The following is a 16,199-nucleotide window of genomic DNA, read 5'->3' on the forward strand; positions in this document are numbered from 1 at the left end:
CCAGCTCGGTCGGCGGCCTGGTGCTGGTGCACTCCCTGGCCGGTCTGGCGGGGACCACCCTGTTCTTCCGCAACTACTACACCGCGATCCCCAAGGAACTGGTGAATGCAGCGCGTATGGACGGCGCGGGTTTCTGGCGCATCTTCTGGCGCATCGTGATCCCCATGTCCACCCCCATCCTGATGGTCACGCTGATCTGGCAGTTCACCAATATCTGGAATGACTTCCTGTTTGGCGTGGCCTTCAGCGGTGCCGACAGCAAACCCATCACCGTGGGCCTCAACAACATGGCCAACACCTCCAGCAGTGTCAAGAGTTACAACGTGGACATGGCCGCGGCCGTGATCGCGGGCTTGCCCACCATGCTGATTTATGTGCTGGCGGGTCAATATTTTGTGAAAGGACTCACGGCCGGCGCCGTGAAAGGATAAAAACCATGGCCTCAGCACTGCATATTTCCGGTATCCGCAAGACCTTTGGCAGCGGTGACAAAACCGTCGAGGTGCTCAAGCGCATCGACATCGATGTAGCACCGGGCGAATTTTTGATTCTGGTTGGTCCCTCGGGCTGCGGCAAATCGACCCTGCTCAGCATCATTGCCGGGCTGGATGACCCCACCGAGGGTGAAATTCGCATTGGCAATCGCAACGTGGTGGGTGTCGCCCCGGCCCAGCGCGACATCGCCATGGTGTTCCAGAGCTACGCGCTGTACCCGACCATGAGCGTGGCCGAGAACATCGGCTTTGCGCTGGAGATGCGCAAGGTGCCCAAGGCGGAACGCGAAAAGCGCATCGCTGAGGTGGCCGCCATGCTGCAAATCACCCATTTGCTGGACCGCCGCCCGGCGCAGCTCTCGGGCGGCCAGCGCCAGCGCGTGGCCATGGGCCGGGCGCTGGCCCGCCAGCCGCAGCTGTTTTTGTTTGACGAACCGCTGTCCAACCTGGACGCCAAGCTGCGCGTCGAGATGCGCGCCGAGATCAAGCGCCTGCACCAGGCCAGCGGCATCACCAGCGTCTACGTCACGCATGACCAGATCGAAGCCATGACCCTGGGCAGCCGCATTGCCGTCATGAAAGACGGCGTGCTGCAGCAACTGGGCACGCCCGACGACATTTACAGCCGCCCGGCCAACACCTATGTGGCCTCCTTCATCGGCTCGCCTACTATGAATATGATAGCTGGAAGTGCAGATAATTCGGGGGCTAGCGCCTTGTTTGGCATCAAGGAGGCGAATCTGGCGCTGGTTTGCCCGGCCGGCGGCGACGCCATGCTGGGGGTGCGGCCCGAGCACATCGGCTTTGCCGACGACGCCGCCTGGCGCGGCCAGGTCAGCGTGGTCGAGCCGACCGGCGCCGACACCTATGTGGTGGTCCAGACCGCGGCCGGCGACATCACGGTGCGCACCTCGCCGCAGACGCGGCTGCAGCCCGGCGAGGCGGTCGGCCTGCAGGTCAACGCGGCGCATGTCAACTGGTTTGACGCGGCCAGCGGCGTCAGGCTTTAAAGTTCAAATGAACCGGCAGCGGCAGGCTGAGCCGCAGCAGCAGCCCTGAGGGGCTGGCCGCATGGGCGCTGGCGAGGCCGCCATGGCGCTGCGCAATTTCGGCCACGATGGCCAGCCCCAGGCCGCAGCCGCCTGGCAGCTCGCTGGCGCGCCAGAAGCGCTCGAACACCCGGGGCCGGTCGTCGTCCGGCAGGCCGGAGCCGTTGTCTTCGACTTCCACCACCGCTTCACCGCCCTGGCGCAGCACGCGCAGCGTGACGGTGGCGCCGCCGGCACCGGCATCGGTGTCCCCAGCGCCAGCAGTGCCGTAGTGCAGCGCGTTCTCGATCAGGTTGTTCAGCGACTCGCGCAGCAGCAGTTTTTCACCGAGCACCGTCAGCGTGTCTTCGCCCTCGTAACCCAAATCGACTTTGGCCGCCAGCGCGCGCGGTGTCCATTCGCGCGCCACCTCGCGCGCCAGCGCGGCCAGGTCCAGCGGCTGCAGGCTGACCTCGGCCTCGGTGCGCGCCAGTGACAGCAGCTGGTGCACCAGGTGCGCGCTGCGCAGGGCGCCGGCATGCACCTTGGCCAGCCGGTCCTTCAGGGCCTGCAGCTCGGTCTCCTGCAGCGCCAGCTCGGTCTGGCTGACCAGCCCGGCCAGCGGCGTGCGCAGCTGGTGCGCGGCGTCGTTGATGAAGCGCTTTTCCTGGCTCAGGCTGCGCCGCACCGCATCGAGCAGCTGATTCACGGCGGCGGCCAGCGAATGCACCTCCTGCGGCGCCTGCGTCAGCTCGATCGGGGTCAGCGCCGTCAGGCTGCGGTCACTGCGGTCGCCGAGCTGGGCCTGCAGGCGCTTGAGCGGGCGCAGGCCGCGCAGGATGCCGGCGTACATCAGCAGCCCCAGCAGCAGGCCCAGCACGCCCAGCGGCAGCAAAATGTCGGCCACCAGCTCGTGCGCAATGCGCTGCTGCACCGCCAGGCTCTTGGCCACCTGCACGCGCAGGCGCTGGGGCGCATCGGCGTCGCCGTAGTTCACTTCCAGCAGGGCCACGCGCACCGGCTTGCCGGCCAGCGGCGCCTCGTAGATCAGCGGCTCGCCGGCGGCAATCAGCAGGCCGGCGGGCGGCGGCGGCAGCTTGCCGTTGCCCAGCACAAAGCTGCCGGGCGGCGACGACACCATATAGCCCATGCGGTCCGTCGGGTCCTGCTCCAGCACATCCTGTGCGGCGCGCGGAAAGTCCACCAGCAGGCCCGAGCCAATCGGCTTGACCTGGCGCGCCAGCGCCCGCACCGACTGCGTCAGCGACTGGTCGATGCCTTTTTCGGCGTAGCTCAGCGCCACGCGCCAGGCCAGCACGCCGCCGGCCAGCCACAGCACCAGCTGCGGCAGCAGCAGCCACAGCAGCAGCTGGCGCTTCAGGGACAGCCCCGGCACCGGGGCCGGGCGCCGCGGCGGCTTCATCATGCCGTGCCCGATTCCAGCATGTAGCCCAGCCCGCGCACATTGCGAATGCTCAGGCCCGACTCGGCCAGTTTGCGGCGCAGCCGGTGCACATAGACCTCCAGCGCGTTGGAGCCGGCGCCGCCCTCGGCCGGCTCGGCCTGCCAGGCGCTCAGCACGTCTTCGCGGCTCACCACCTGGCCGGCGTTGGCCACCAGCAGCTGCAGCAGCGCCCATTCGCGCTGCGTCAGCTCCAGCGCCTCCTCGTCGAGCCAGGCGCGCGGCAGCGTGGCATCGACGCGCAGCCGGCGGCTGCCGCCGGTGCCGATCTCCAGCGAGCCGCCAAAGGCCGGCAGCCGTGAGCGCCTGAGCATGGCCTGCAGCCGCGCCAGCAGCTCGGCCATGATGAAGGGCTTGGTCAGGTAGTCGTCGGCGCCGGCGTTCAGGCCCTGCACCCGGTCGTCAATACCGTCGCGCGCCGTCAAGATCAGCACCGGCAGCGCCGGCAGCCGCTGGCGGATGCCGCGCAGCACCTGCATGCCATCGACCAGCGGCAGCCCCAGGTCCAGGATCACGCCGTCAAAGCGGGTGGATTCGAGCAGCTCGCGCGCGATGGCGCCATTGGCCGCGCAGGCCACGCTGTGCCCGCCTTGTTCCAGCAGCGCGGCCAGCGCATCGCGCAGCAACTCGTCGTCTTCAGCAATCAGCAAATGCGCCATACATGCCAGAAAAGTTGCGGGTCACGGCAGGTCCTTGTTGGGCTCGGGCAGCGCCGCATCGCGCGGCCCGACGGTGCCGAGCCGCGCCTTGAGTGACTGCGGCTGGCCGGTCAGGATGGCGGCGTAGATGGTGGTGTTGGACAGCACTTTTTTCACGTAGTCGCGGGTTTCGCCAAAGGGCACGTTTTCGGCCCAGATGGCGGCGTCCAGCACCGGCCCCCCGGCCTGGCCACGCCAGGCGCGCGGCCGGCCCGGCCCGGCGTTGTAGGCGGCGGCGGCCATCGCCATGGAGCCGTCCAGGTCGTCGAGCGCCAGCTTGAGGTAGGCCGTGCCAATCGTGATGTTGGTGTCGCGGTCATTGATCTGGTCCGGGGTGAAGCCGTCCAGGCCGATCTTTCGGGCGGTCCAGCGCGCCGTGGCCGGCATCACCTGCATCAGGCCCGAGGCGCCCACGCCCGAGCGCGCGTCCATGATGAAACGGCTTTCCTGGCGGATCAGGCCATAGACATAGGCCGGATCCAGGCTGATGCCCTGGGCCCGCTTGACGACCGTGTCCCTGAAAGGCATGGGAAAGCGCTGCTCGAAGTCGATGTCGGTCCTGGTGCGCTCGCTGGTGTTGATGCAGCGGTCCCAGATTTGCCGGTCGCAGGCAAACTGGGCGGCGGCCAGCAGCTCGCGGTCGCTCATGCCGGCGCGTTCGCCGCTGACGCCGCGCCGGTGCAGGTTGGTCGCGTAGTTCCACTCGCGCACGCCTTCCGTGCGCAGGCCCAGCGCGATCGCGTAGGCGCCGCGGTTCAGCGCCGGGTTCAGCCGTGCCGCTTCTTTTTCCTCGGCGGTGAGGGGGGCTGGTTTGGTCGGCACGGTGATCTTCTGGCCCAGCTCTTCGAGCGCCAGCTGCTCGTAAAAGCCGCGCACCGAGGCGATCGACTGCAGCAGGGCCAGGGCTTCGGCGCGCTGCGGCGCGATCGTGATGGTTGGCGTGGGGCCCCGCGGCGCGGTCACGGTGGCCGGGCTGTTCGGGGGCGGCGGCGTGTTGGGGGTATTGGTGGGGGTGTTGGTGGGGCTATTGGGCGGCGCCGTGGCCAGCAGGGCGCGGGCCTTCCAGTAGGTCCAGGTCGGCTCCTTGCGCGCCTCGTCGCTCATGGCGTTGATGGCCGACAGCAGTGGCGGCCAGCCCGGCCGGGTGCCGGCGCGCAGGGCGGCGCGGGCTTTCCAGGCCAGCATGTCGTCGCTCAGGTCGCTGTCCTGGCTGACCCTGGCAAAGTACTGCAGCGCATCGCTGGCGGCCACCGTGCCGAGGCGGGTGGCGGTCTGCTTGCCAATCAGGCCCCAGACCCAGTTGCGCTCCTCGGCGCTGAGCTGGATCGCCCATTTGCTGTCCATCTGAAAGGCCGCGCCCTCGGCGTCGCTGGCCGCCATCTTGACCAGCGCCAGCGTGATGATCTCGCGCCGCACCTTGCTGAGGGCCAGGTGCTTGCCGGTGAGGAACTTGATAGCGCTGGCGTTGAGCTCGGCCACCATGGCCACGGCTTCGGGGGCGACAATCTGCACCGCCGCGCTGGCGGCGCGCGCGCGGTTGGCCTCCAGCGCCAGCCGGGCTTTTTGCCAGACGTCCTGCGGCGTCAGGTTTTTGGCGCCCACCAGCCGCTCGGCGGCGGCGCTGCAGCCGTCGTCGGCATCTTTCTGCGCGTACCAGTTCTTGCGCACCTCGTCGGCCAGCTGGGGGTCGAGCGCCGGGTTTTTCAGGTGCTCGACCAGCAGGGCGTAGCAGCGCAGCTCCTTGTCGTCGTTCATGCGGTAGTGGGGGTATTCGGCCGCAAAGGCGGCCCAGTCGCGGCGCTGGCCCAGCAGCAGCAGCCAGTCGTTGCGCAGCCGGTCTTCCTGGTAAGTGCCGGGGTAGCGGCCCAAAAAGTCCTGCACCTCCTGCGCGCTGGCCTCCATCAGCCGGGCCTTGAGTTCCCAGTAGGCGGCCCAGGGCTCCAGCGCGTGGCCCCTGGCCTGCGGCAGCAGTTGCGTCAGCCGGGCCTTGTCGCCGCGCCGAAAGGCCTTGTTCATCTCGACGATCAGGCTGTCGCCCGCGCTGCCGTTGGCGGAGGAGCCGTTCTGGGCCAGGGCCGGGCCAGGCAGGCTGGCCATGAGCAGCGTGGCCGCGGCCAGTTGCGCCGCCGAAAAAACGGCGCCGAAAAGAAATTTGTATAGCATCGGCACATTATGGACAAATTAAGTACACGCAAAGCGCTGCTGCAAGCCCGACTCGACATGCCGGATCGCCAACTGCGCGCCGACATGCTGCAGCGGGTGATGCGGATCTGGCTGGTCGGGCGGCCAGACGAGGTGATTGGCGCCTACTGGCCGATCAAGGGCGAGTTTGACCCGCTGCCCGCGCTGTACCGCTGGCAGGAAGATGCCATCTTGAGCCAGGATTTGGTGTCAAATCCGGCTCTGGCCCAGGTAGAACGCGCGCAGCTAGCTACAGAAAGCATAGCAAGCCGGTCGCCGCGCAAGATCGGCCTGCCGGTCGTCAACAAGCAGCACAAGACCCTGACCTTTCGCGCCTGGTACCCCGGCTGCCCGATGGAGGAAGACGCCTACGGCATTCCCAAGCCCAAGGACACCGAACTGATCGTGCCGACGCTGCTGTTCGTGCCCTGCGTCGGCTACGGGCCGGGCGGCTTCCGGCTCGGTTACGGCGGCGGCTTTTACGACCGCACGCTGGCGACGCTGCAGCCCCCGCCTGTGACGGTGGGGCTGGGTTTTACCCATGGCTGGCTGCCTGATATGGAGCCTGAGGCGCATGACATTCCGCTGGATGCTTTGCTTAATGACAATGGGGTGGTTTGGCCGGTGTGAGTGGGGGGTTTCGTGCTGGTTTGGCTGTGTTGCCCTTCACTACCAGGCCGGGGGTAGCCCGGCGGCTACTCACTTTCTTTTGCTTCGCCAAAAGAAAGTAAGCAAAGAAAAGGCGACCCTGCTGCCTGCGGAGTTTTTGGGGTCAGAGCCCAAATTCGCCGAGCCTCTGGCTCGCCCTGCGGGTGCGGTGCGACGCACCGCAGCGAAATTGGTGTCTGACCCCAATAACTCACCTTGCGGTGCTCAGTCCAGCCGGGGTCTCGTGCAAACTCGCTGCGCTCAGACAAGCACGAGCCCTGATCCGTCTGGACCTCCGCTCCTCAGCGCATGCAGAAGGGGTGGGGAAACAAATACCAACAGCCAAACTCCGCAGAACGCGCTTTGCGCGTTCTGCTCCCCGATTCCGTTTTTTTGCCCCAAACCCGTCCTGGCTGGGCCTGTGCTGCGCAAGAAAAGCGGGATCAGGGCCGCGCGCTGTTTGAGCCGCAGGCGAGTTTGCGCGGACCCCCGCTTTTCTTGCGCAGCGCAGGTTGCCCGAAGCGCAGCGCAGGGACCCAGACTGCGGGTCGCCTTTCTTTTGGGTACTTTTCTTTGGCGAAGCAAAGAAAAGTGCCTCGCCCGCCGGGGCGAGACCCGGCCTGGTGATGAAAGGCATACGCTATCAATTAAATAGCTGCCTGCGCCCGCATTTATTGGGCTAGAGGCCAAAAAACACTCAACGCGGCTTGTAAGCCACCACATCAATCTCAACCCGCGCATCGACCATCAGCCGCGCCTCGGTGGTCGAGCGGGCCGGCTTTTTGTCGCCGAAGTAACTCATGTAGACCCGGTTGAAACTGCCGAAGTCGCGTGCGTCCTGCAGCCACACGGTGCTTTTGCAGACGTCGTCGAGGGTGCAGCCGGCCAGGGCCAGGGCGGCCGAGAGGTTTTTCATGACCTGGCGGGTTTGCACTTCAATCCCGCCCTGCACGATTTCGCCTTTTTCGTCGCCCGGCACCTGGCCCGACACGTAGACAAAATCGCCAGCCCGCACAGCGGGCGAGAAAGGGCGGGGCTGGTGGTCGGAGGCGATGGGGGGATTGCCGAGGTATTCGAGTGCGGACATGGCGGAAGGCTCCTTGTAGAAAAAAATGAAACAAGAGTAGAAAAACGGCAGACCGGTGCGCAGCGCAAAGAAAGCACGCATCGAGTTGCTGATTAAACCCGAAACTGAAATATATTTTCACATTTAATTCGACAATCTAGGGTTTTTACCGATTTTTCGGAAATTAAAGCGGGAATATTCTTCGTTGTCTGAAATATATTTTCACTTTTAAGGAGATCAGCATGTTGCAGGAATTTTGGATCAAGCGTCGCAAGGTGGTGGCTTTGGCGCTGGTGGTGGGGGGCTCGGCCTTGCTGCCCCTGACGGCCCCGGCACAGGCGCTTTCAAAATCGGCCCTCAACCTGGCCATGATTGCCGAGCCGCAAACGCTGGACCCGATGGCTTCCACCGCCGACCTGGTGGGCACCATCATGCAGCATGTCTACGAGCCGCTTTATACCTTTGATGCCAACTGGAGCATGGTGCCCATGCTGGCCGAGAGCCTGCCCATGGTGTCGGCCGACGGAAAGCGATACAGCATCACCTTGCGCAAGGGCGTGCAGCTGCACAATGGCCGCGAGCTCAATGCCGACGACGTGGTGGCCAGCCTCAAGCGCTGGATGGAGGTCTCGCCACGCGGCAAGGCGCTGGCCAAGGAAGTCGCCGACCTGTCCGCCAATGGCAGCCACGGCGTCGAGATCACGCTCAAAGCCCCGTATGCACCGCTGTTGCCGCAACTGGCGCTGCCCACCGGCATGGCCGCCATCATGGCCAAGGAGTCGATTGCCACGCCGCTGAAAGAATTTGTCGGCACCGGCCCCTACAAATTCAAGGAACGCCGCCCCGACCAGTACGTGCTGCTGACGCGCTTTGACCAGTATTCCGCGCGCAAGGAAGCCCCCAGCGGCTATGGCGGCAAGAAAACCGCGGTGGCCGATGAACTGCGTTTCATCCCCGTGCCCAACGCCAACACGCGCGTCGAGGGTTCGCTGGCTGGACAGTTCCACTTTGCCGACCTGCTGCCCACCGAGGCGCTGGGCCGGCTGGAAAAGTCGGGTGGCAAGACCGTTCCCATCATGACGCAGTCTTTTGGGTTCCCCTACTTCGTCTTCAACACCAAGGAAGGCGTGATGGCCTCTTTGCCGGTGCGCAAGGCGGTGCAAACCAGCTTTGGCGAAGGCGAAATGCTGGCGGCCGGTTTTGGCGACACGCGTTTCTTCGTGGCCGAGCCGAATCATTTCCCCAAGGGCACGCCGTTTTACTCGGCTGCCGGCTCGGCCCGCTACAACGAGCGTGATGCGGTCAAGGCCAAGGGCCTGGCGGCCCAGACCGGCTACAAGGGCGAACCGATCCGCATCCTGACCAGCCGCCAGTACGATTTTCACTACAACATGGCGCTGATCATGGCCGAGCAGCTCAAGCGCGCCGGCTTCAAGGCCGAGCTCAATGTGGTCGACTGGGCCACCCTGGTGCAGCGCCGCAACGACTCCAAGCTGTGGGATATCTACATCACGCATTCGGGCCAGTTCCCCGAGCCCATGCTGTCGCCGCCGCAACTGGGCGACGGTGCCCCGGGCTGGTGGTCGTCGCCGGCCAAGCAGGCCGCGCTGTCCGCGCTGAACCAGGAAACCAACCCGGCCAAGCGCGGTGCCCTGTGGGGTGCGGTGCAGCAGGTGGTGTATGACGAAGTGCCTTATATCAACGTCGGCAAGTTCAACAGCCTGTCGGCCCGTTCGCCGGCGCTGCAGGGCTATGTGCCCTCGACCTGGCCCTTCTTCTGGAACACCGGATTGAAGAACTAAAGAGATGTGGGCCCCCACGCTTTTCACTTCGCGAGCCTTCGGCGTTACGCTGCCCCTTTCACGACGCAATGGGGCGGTGCTTGCTTGGGGTGGCCCGGCGCGGCGCACGTCATCCCTTGTTTGTGATTAAAGAGAAATTGTCATGACACGTTATTTGTTGTCGCGCCTGATGGGCATGCTGGTCGTCATGGCGATCGTCGCGGTGCTGGTGTTCATTCTGACCCGCGCCGCCTCGGGTGATCCCGTCACGGTGCTGCTGGGCGACCAGGCCACGGCCGAGGACATTGCCCGGGTGCAAAAAGACTATGGCCTGGACAAGCCGCAACTGGTGCAGTTTGGCTACTGGCTCAAGGAGCTGTCGCAGGGCAACCTGGGGCAGTCCATCTTTTTGCAGCGCCCGGTTACGCAGGCGCTGTGGGAGCGGGCCGAGCCCACGACCCTGCTGGCGCTGCTGTCGGTGTTGATCGCCGCGACGATTGGCGTGCCCTGCGGCATTGTCTCGGCGGTCTTTCGCGGCAAGCTCATCGACCAGCTGCTGACCGGTTTTGCCATGCTGGGCGCCAGCATTCCCAGCTTCTGGTTCGGCCTGGTGCTGATGCAGATCTTTGCGGTGTCGCTGGGCTGGTTTCCGGTGTCGGGCTATGGTGACCCGGGCGCCACGCTGATAGAGCGCGTCCATTACCTGGTACTGCCCTCGGTGGTGCTGGGCGTGCTCAACTCGGCGCTCATCATCCGTTTCACGCGCGCCTCCATGCTCGACGTGCTCGGTGAAGACTATGTGCGCACCGCGCGCGCCAAGGGCCTGAGTGAAACGGTGGTGGTGCTCAAGCACGCGCTGCGCAACGCGCTGGTGCCCATCGTCACCGTGCTGGGCCTGACGGTGGCGCTGATGATTGGCGGCGCGGTGGTGACCGAGACCGTGTTCGGCCTGCCCGGCGTCGGCAACCTGGTGGTCAGCGCCGTGCTGCGGCGCGATTACCCGGTAATCCAGGGCGCCTTGCTGGTGGTCGCCATGATTTATGTGGTGATCAATTTCCTGACCGACCTGCTGTACCGGGTGGTCGATCCCCGGGTCAAATTCTGACTGGCGACGTATGAAAATCCCCCTCGTTCTCAAGAAACTGTTCCGCCGCCGCATCGTGCTGGGCGCGGCCATCTGCCTGCTGCTGGTGGTGGGCGTGGCCCTGCTGGCCAATGTGATCACCGGCTACGACCCGAATGACACCGCGGTGCGCGAGCGCCTGTCGGTGCCCACGGCCCGCCACCTGATGGGCACCGATGAACTGGGCCGTGACCTGTTTGCGCGCATTGCCTTTGGCGGCCGTTATTCACTCACGATTGCCGCCCTGACGGCCATGGGCGCGATTGTGTTTGGCACGCTGTTTGGCCTGGTCGCCGGTTTTTTCCGCCGGCTCGATGCGCCCATGATGCGCGTGGTGGACGCCATGATGTCCTTCCCCGATATTTTGCTGGCGATTGCGCTGGTGGCGATTCTGGGGCCGTCGATGCTCAACGTGGTGCTGGCGCTGGTGCTGGTTTACACACCGCGCGTGGCGCGGGTGGTGCGCGCCTCGACGCTGGTGGTGCGTGAGCTGCTGTTTGTCGAAGCCGCGCGGGCTGTCGGCGTGTCGACCGCCGGCATTTTGTGGCGCCACATCCTGCCCAACCTGATGTCGCCGATTCTGGTGCAGGCCTCCTTCATCTTTGCCTATGCCATCCTGGCCGAGGCGGCGCTGTCCTTTCTGGGTGTCGGCGTGCCGCCCGAAATCCCGACCTGGGGCACCATGGTCGCCGGCAGCCAGCAGTATGCGCATGAAGCGCTGTGGATTGTGTTGTTTCCCGGCCTGGCCATCATCCTGACCGCGCTGTCGCTGCAGTTGCTGGGCGATGGGGTGCGCGATTTGCTGGACCCCCGGCTTAAAAAATCGATGTAATAGTCGATGTAACCGTCGATCTGAGACCCACCCATGAATTCAAACCCTAATACGCTGCGGCTCGATGTCCGCCACCTCAGCACTTTTTTTGACACCGATGAGGGACTGATCCGCTCGGTCGCGGATGTCAGCTTCAGCATCCAGCCCGGCAAGACCACCGCCCTGGTGGGCGAGTCCGGCTCCGGCAAATCGGTGACCAGCCTGACCTTGATGCGCCTGCTGTCGCGCACGGCGTCGACGCAGGTCAGCGGCCAGGCGCTGTTTACCAACCGCGCGGGCCAAACCATGGATTTGCTGGCGCTGCCCGAGCCGGACATGCGCCGCATACGCGGCAATGAAATCGCCATGATTTTCCAGGAGCCCATGACCAGCCTGAACCCGGTGTTCACGGTGGGTGAGCAGATTGCCGAGTCGGTGCGCCTGCACTTGGGGCTGGACCGCACGGCCGCGCTGGCCCATGCCCAGCGCATGCTTGAACTCGTCGAGATACCGGCGGCGGCCCAGCGCCTGCATGAATACCCGCACCAGCTGTCGGGCGGCATGCGCCAGCGCGTGATGATTGCGCTGGCCATGGCCTGCAACCCGACGCTGCTGATTGCCGACGAGCCGACCACGGCGCTCGATGTGACCATCCAGGCGCAGATTCTGCAGCTGATGCGTCGCCTGCAGCAGGAAACCGGCATGAGCATTCTGTTCATCACCCACAACCTCGGGGTGGTGGCGCACCATGCCGATGAGGTGGCTGTGATGTATGCGGGCCGCATTGTCGAGGCTGCCCCGGTGCGCGAGCTGTTTGCCGCGCCGCGCCACCCTTACACCCAGGGCCTGCTGGCCTGCCTGCCGGCGCAGCAGCGCAAGCGTGAGATGGCAAATGGCGAGTTGGGCAGCAAGCGCCGCCTGTACGCGATTCGCGGCCAGGTATCGAGTCCGCTGGCGCCGCCGCCCGGCTGCGCCTTTGAGCCGCGCTGCGACCAGGCGCTGGCGGCCTGCCGAGCAGCCATGCCCGCGCTGGAAAATGCCGGTCCGCAGCGCACGGCGCGCTGCATCCTGGTCTCCGAAACTGCAACCGTTCCCGTGAAGGAGGCCGCATGAGTGCGCTGCTGAATCCCTTGATTGAGGTGAAAAACCTGCACCGCTACTTTGGCGCACCGGCCAAACCGGTGCGCGCGGTGGACGATGTGTCCTTTTCCATCCAGCCCGGCGAAACGCTGGGGCTGGTCGGTGAATCGGGCTCGGGCAAAAGCACCATTGGCCGCACCCTGCTGCGCCTGATCGAGAGCACTTCGGGCCAGGTGCTGTACCGCGGTGAAGACCTGGGCGCGGCGTCGGACAGCCGCATGCGCAGCTTGCGCAGCAAGCTGCAGATGATTTTTCAGGACCCCTATGCCAGCCTGAATCCGAAGATGCGGGTCAAGGACATTCTGGGTGAAGCGCTGCAGGTGCATGGTCTGGCCAAAGGCAGGGAGGCACGTGACCAGCGGATTGCCGAACTGCTGGAGCTGGTAGGCTTGCGCGCCGAGCATGCCAGCCGCTATCCGCATGAATTTTCGGGTGGCCAGCGCCAGCGCATCGGCGTGGCCCGCGCCTTGGCGGTCGAGCCCGAATTCATTGTGGCTGACGAGCCGCTGTCGGCGCTCGATGTGTCGATTCAGGCGCAGGTCGTCAATCTGCTGTGCGACCTGCGCGACCGGCTGTCGCTGACCATGCTGTTCATCTCGCACGACCTCGACGTGGTCGAGTATCTGTGCGATCGCGTGGTGGTGCTGTACTTGGGCCGGGTGATGGAAGTGGCGCCCACGGCCGTGCTGTTTGCCCAGCCCTTGCACCCTTACACCCAGGCGCTGCTGGCGGCCTCACCCAAGCCCGACCCCGAACACAAAAGCGAACACGTCGCGCTCAAGGGCGACATTCCCAGCCCGGTCAGCCCGCCGTCGGGCTGCGTGTTTCGCACCCGCTGCCCGCATGCCATCGAAGCCTGCGCCAGCACCCGTCCCGAGCTGCGCGACATGGGGCAGGGCCGCTTCAAGGCCTGCATCCGTGACGACATTGCCATCAACCCCTTGTTGATGGCCGCCTGATAATTGAAAACCAACATGACCACCTTGCAAGACATTCTCGATCCGCAGATTGACCGCTCCTTCAAGGGCTTTCCGCACACCAGCCCGCCGCTGCGCCGCTCGCAAATTGCTGCGCAGAACTGGCGCGTGCTGGCCGGTGATTTGCCGCTGCCATTGGCGGTTGTCAAGCAGCAGGCGCTGCAGCACAACCTGTCGTGGATGCAGCGCTTCGCGACTGGGCAGGGCGTTGACATGGCGCCGCACGGCAAGACCACCATGTCGCCGCAACTGCTCAAGCGCCAGCTCGACGCGGGCGCCTGGGGCCTGACCTTTGCCACGGTGGCGCAGGTGCGCGCCGGTGTGTCGGTGGGCGCACGCCGCTGCATAATTGCCAACCAGGTCTTCACCGCGGTGGATCTGGCCGGCATTGAGGACATGCAGCGCGAATACAGTGGGCTGCGCATCGCGTTTCTGGTGGACTCACCCGCGCAACTGGAATTGATTGAAGCCTGGTGCCGGTCACAGGAAGACGCCCAGCCACCGGTTCAGCCTTTCGAGGTATTGCTGGAAATCGGTGTCGCGGGCGGCCGCACCGGCTGCCGCAACCAGCACGATGCCCTGACTTTGGCCAGGCGCATCAAGGACAGCCCGGCCTGCCGGCTGGTCGGCATTGAGTGCTACGAGGGCCTGGGCGCGACCGGGCAGTCAGCGCCCGATGAAGCCTATGCCGCAGCGCTGATGCAGCGCGTGTGTGACATTGCCATCGCCTGCGACCAGCAGCATTTTTTCGACAACGAAGAGGTGCTGGTCTCGGCCGGTGGTTCGGCCATTTTTGACCTGGTGGTGAGCCGGCTCAAGCCCGAACTCTCGCGCCCCGTGCGCGGCCTGCTGCGCTCGGGCTGCTATGTGACGCACGACCACGGTTTTTACCAGCGCATGGTCAGCGCCGTCAATTCGCGCCTGCGTTGCAGCGATGGCCTGCAGGCGGCGCTGGAGGTGTGGGCGGCTGTGCAGTCCTGTCCCGAGCCCGGCCTGGCCATCCTGGCCGTCGGCAAGCGCGACATTTCCTACGACCTTGATTTGCCCGTGCCGCTTGGCTTTTGCCAGCCCGGTGACGCGGTGGTCGCCAATGCACCCGCCGACTGGAAGATAAGCGGCATGAACGACCAGCACGCCTATTTGCGCGGCAGCGGCCCCGAGCATGCGGCGCTCAAGGTCGGCGATTTGGTGGCGCTGGGCATTTCGCACCCCTGCACCACCTTTGACAAATGGCGCTGGATGCCGGTGGTGGACGAAAGTTACACCGTGTGCGATGCGCTGGTGACCTGTTTTTAAAGATGCCATGACCTCCAAAGTTCTTGCAAAAATTGCCGAGGCCATTGCCAGCGCGCCGACCTCGCGGCGCAAGGTGCTGGCGCTGATCCTGCAGGACCCGCAACGTGTGCTCGATGAAAGTTTTGAGCAACTGGCGCAGCGGGCCGGCAGCTCGGTGCCCACCGTCATGCGCACCTGCCGCGATCTGGGTTACCCCGGCCTGCGCGAGTTCAAGCTCGCGTTGGCGCAGGAAATGGCCGTCAGCGGCTCGCCCCTGCATCGGCGGGTGCAGCTGCATGACGGCACCGCAGAGGTGATTTCCAAAGTCATCAAGGGTGCTGCCACCGCAGTCAGCGGAGTGCAGGCCCAGCTCAGCGTGGCGGCGGTGGAAGCGGCGGCGGACGCTATCGTGCGCGCCAGCCGGGTCGACTGCTACAGCGTGGGCGTGACGTCGAGCTTTATGGCTTCGGACATGCAGGCCAGGCTGTTCCGGCTCGGGCTGGTGTCCAACGCCTACCTGGATATTCATTTGCAGCTGGTGTCTGCGGCCACCATAGGCACGCAGGGTGTGGTGTTTGCCATCTCGCACGTGGGCGGCATGCCCTCGCTGATCGAGGCCGTGGACGTGGCGCGTTCACAAGGCGCCACGGTGATTGCCCTGACCCAGCAGGGCACCGAATTGGCCAAGCATGCCGACATTGTGCTGGGCATCCATGTGCCCGAAGACCCGGTCATGCATGTCGGCACCGAGGCCTACCTGGTGCACCTGACCGTGATTGAAATCGTCACGGTGCTGGTGGCGCAGCGCCTGGGAGAGCTGGCGGTGAACCGCCTGGGCGGCGTGCGCGACGTGCTCAGCACGCGGGGTGTGGACATACGCCACTACCCCAAGCTCGACTGGGACACGGCGCTGGCGGTCAAGGAAGGCGAGCTGAAATGACGCACGCGACTTTGCTGGAGAACGGCCTGGTGATTGATGGCACGGGGGCTGAGGGCTGGCTGGGCGATGTGCTGCTGGCTGGTGGCCGTATTGCGGCCGGGGCCAGGGCGCTGCGCCACCAGTTGCCCGGGGGCTTGAAGCCGGAAGCGCTGATGCGCATCGATTGCACCGGCCTGGCCATCACGCCCGGCTTTATCGACGTGCACACGCACGACGATGCCATCGTGCTCAGGCAGCCCGACATGCTGCCCAAGGTGTCGCAGGGCATCACCACCGTCATCACCGGCAATTGCGGCATTTCGCTGCTGCCTTTGGTGGTCGACAGGCCCGAACCGCCGCTCAATTTGCTGGGTGCCGACTCGTTCCGCTTTGATTCGGTCGAAAGCTATGAGCGCGCGCTGACCGCCGCACAGCCAGCCGTCAATGTGGCGCTACTGATTGGCCACACCACCCTGCGTTTTGCCTGCATGGGCGACCTGAGCCGCGCGGCCAGCGCCGATGAGCTCGACGCCATGTGTGCGCTGCTCGCGCAGTGCATGCAAAGCGGCGCGACCGGCATGTCGTCGGGCCTGTTT

At 65.3% G+C, this 16,199-nt stretch carries 15 protein-coding genes; 11 read left to right on the top strand and 4 right to left on the bottom strand.

The window, feature by feature from the left end:
- Nucleotides 1–431: carbohydrate ABC transporter permease (locus RMO23_RS07615; RefSeq protein WP_309680093.1), on the top strand; the 431-nt coding region annotated here is incomplete at its 5' end.
- A 5-nt stretch (nt 432–436) separates the two neighbouring features.
- The gene (locus RMO23_RS07620; RefSeq protein WP_309680095.1) at nt 437–1,504 is read left to right on the top strand and encodes an ABC transporter ATP-binding protein; all 1,068 of its coding nucleotides are present in this window, start codon (nt 437–439) and stop codon (nt 1,502–1,504) included.
- Here RMO23_RS07620 and RMO23_RS07625 read toward each other — a convergent pair.
- Genes RMO23_RS07625 through RMO23_RS07635 form a run of 3 tightly spaced genes read right to left on the bottom strand, consistent with a single transcriptional unit; the run spans nt 1,494 to nt 5,845 of the window.
- Nucleotides 1,494–2,948: a sensor histidine kinase gene (locus tag RMO23_RS07625; protein WP_309680097.1), complete on the bottom strand. Its 1,455-nt coding sequence runs from the start codon at nt 2,946–2,948 to the stop codon at nt 1,494–1,496. The genes RMO23_RS07620 and RMO23_RS07625 overlap by 11 nt on opposite strands.
- Entirely contained in the window at nt 2,945–3,643 is a 699-nt protein-coding gene (locus RMO23_RS07630; RefSeq protein WP_309680099.1) for a response regulator, read from the bottom strand. Before RMO23_RS07630 ends, RMO23_RS07625 begins: the two co-directional genes overlap by 4 nt.
- A gap of 21 nt (nt 3,644–3,664) precedes the next feature.
- Nucleotides 3,665–5,845: a transglycosylase SLT domain-containing protein gene (locus RMO23_RS07635; RefSeq protein WP_309680101.1), complete on the bottom strand. Its 2,181-nt coding sequence runs from the start codon at nt 5,843–5,845 to the stop codon at nt 3,665–3,667.
- A gap of 9 nt (nt 5,846–5,854) precedes the next feature.
- Here RMO23_RS07635 and RMO23_RS07640 point away from each other — a divergent pair, with 9 nt between their 5' ends.
- Nucleotides 5,855–6,493, top strand: a complete 639-nt coding sequence (locus RMO23_RS07640) for a 5-formyltetrahydrofolate cyclo-ligase (RefSeq protein ID WP_309680103.1) — start codon at nt 5,855–5,857, stop codon at nt 6,491–6,493.
- 715 nt (nt 6,494–7,208) lie between these two features.
- Here RMO23_RS07640 and RMO23_RS07645 read toward each other — a convergent pair.
- Nucleotides 7,209–7,598, bottom strand: coding sequence for a Rid family hydrolase (locus RMO23_RS07645; protein ID WP_309680105.1), 390 nt, complete (start codon nt 7,596–7,598; stop codon nt 7,209–7,211).
- A gap of 221 nt (nt 7,599–7,819) precedes the next feature.
- On the opposite strand from RMO23_RS07645, the gene RMO23_RS07650 reads away from it, so the two are divergent.
- The 8 genes from RMO23_RS07650 to RMO23_RS07685 all read left to right on the top strand — a co-directional run.
- The gene (locus RMO23_RS07650; protein WP_309680107.1) at nt 7,820–9,379 is read left to right on the top strand and encodes an ABC transporter substrate-binding protein; all 1,560 of its coding nucleotides are present in this window, start codon (nt 7,820–7,822) and stop codon (nt 9,377–9,379) included.
- Between the two features lie 142 nt (nt 9,380–9,521).
- Entirely contained in the window at nt 9,522–10,463 is a 942-nt protein-coding gene (locus RMO23_RS07655) for an ABC transporter permease (protein ID WP_309680109.1), read from the top strand.
- Between the two features lie 10 nt (nt 10,464–10,473).
- The gene (locus tag RMO23_RS07660) at nt 10,474–11,313 is read left to right on the top strand and encodes an ABC transporter permease (protein ID WP_309680111.1); all 840 of its coding nucleotides are present in this window, start codon (nt 10,474–10,476) and stop codon (nt 11,311–11,313) included.
- A gap of 33 nt (nt 11,314–11,346) precedes the next feature.
- The gene (locus RMO23_RS07665) at nt 11,347–12,405 is read left to right on the top strand and encodes an ABC transporter ATP-binding protein (RefSeq protein WP_309680113.1); all 1,059 of its coding nucleotides are present in this window, start codon (nt 11,347–11,349) and stop codon (nt 12,403–12,405) included.
- The gene (locus RMO23_RS07670; RefSeq protein WP_309680115.1) at nt 12,402–13,391 is read left to right on the top strand and encodes an oligopeptide/dipeptide ABC transporter ATP-binding protein; all 990 of its coding nucleotides are present in this window, start codon (nt 12,402–12,404) and stop codon (nt 13,389–13,391) included. The genes RMO23_RS07665 and RMO23_RS07670 overlap by 4 nt, the downstream gene beginning before the upstream one ends.
- 15 nt (nt 13,392–13,406) lie before the next feature.
- Nucleotides 13,407–14,705 (top strand): amino acid deaminase, encoded by a 1,299-nt coding sequence (locus RMO23_RS07675; RefSeq protein WP_309680117.1) that lies wholly within the window; start codon nt 13,407–13,409, stop codon nt 14,703–14,705.
- Nucleotides 14,706–14,712: 7 nt separating this feature from the next.
- Nucleotides 14,713–15,624 (top strand): MurR/RpiR family transcriptional regulator, encoded by a 912-nt coding sequence (locus tag RMO23_RS07680; RefSeq protein WP_309680118.1) that lies wholly within the window; start codon nt 14,713–14,715, stop codon nt 15,622–15,624.
- On the top strand, nt 15,621–16,199 hold a 579-nt coding region (locus tag RMO23_RS07685), incomplete at its 3' end, for an amidohydrolase family protein (RefSeq protein ID WP_309680120.1). The genes RMO23_RS07680 and RMO23_RS07685, both read left to right, overlap by 4 nt.

The sequence above is a fragment of the Polaromonas sp. genome (assembly GCF_031411155.1).
Lineage (GTDB): Bacteria > Pseudomonadota > Gammaproteobacteria > Burkholderiales > Burkholderiaceae_C > Polaromonas.

Excerpts from the sequence above, each read along its gene's own strand:
- RMO23_RS07620 (WP_309680095.1), top strand. The coding sequence starts at position 437 with ATGGCCTCAGCACTGCATATTTCCGGTATCCGCAAGACCTTTGGCAGC.
- RMO23_RS07625 (WP_309680097.1), bottom strand. The coding sequence starts at position 2,948 with ATGATGAAGCCGCCGCGGCGCCCGGCCCCGGTGCCGGGGCTGTCCCTG.
- RMO23_RS07630 (WP_309680099.1), bottom strand. The coding sequence starts at position 3,643 with ATGGCGCATTTGCTGATTGCTGAAGACGACGAGTTGCTGCGCGATGCG.
- RMO23_RS07635 (WP_309680101.1), bottom strand. The coding sequence starts at position 5,845 with ATGCTATACAAATTTCTTTTCGGCGCCGTTTTTTCGGCGGCGCAACTG.
- RMO23_RS07640 (WP_309680103.1), top strand. The coding sequence starts at position 5,855 with ATGGACAAATTAAGTACACGCAAAGCGCTGCTGCAAGCCCGACTCGAC.
- RMO23_RS07645 (WP_309680105.1), bottom strand. The coding sequence starts at position 7,598 with ATGTCCGCACTCGAATACCTCGGCAATCCCCCCATCGCCTCCGACCAC.
- RMO23_RS07650 (WP_309680107.1), top strand. The coding sequence starts at position 7,820 with ATGTTGCAGGAATTTTGGATCAAGCGTCGCAAGGTGGTGGCTTTGGCG.
- RMO23_RS07655 (WP_309680109.1), top strand. The coding sequence starts at position 9,522 with ATGACACGTTATTTGTTGTCGCGCCTGATGGGCATGCTGGTCGTCATG.
- RMO23_RS07660 (WP_309680111.1), top strand. The coding sequence starts at position 10,474 with ATGAAAATCCCCCTCGTTCTCAAGAAACTGTTCCGCCGCCGCATCGTG.
- RMO23_RS07665 (WP_309680113.1), top strand. The coding sequence starts at position 11,347 with ATGAATTCAAACCCTAATACGCTGCGGCTCGATGTCCGCCACCTCAGC.
- RMO23_RS07670 (WP_309680115.1), top strand. The coding sequence starts at position 12,402 with ATGAGTGCGCTGCTGAATCCCTTGATTGAGGTGAAAAACCTGCACCGC.
- RMO23_RS07675 (WP_309680117.1), top strand. The coding sequence starts at position 13,407 with ATGACCACCTTGCAAGACATTCTCGATCCGCAGATTGACCGCTCCTTC.
- RMO23_RS07680 (WP_309680118.1), top strand. The coding sequence starts at position 14,713 with ATGACCTCCAAAGTTCTTGCAAAAATTGCCGAGGCCATTGCCAGCGCG.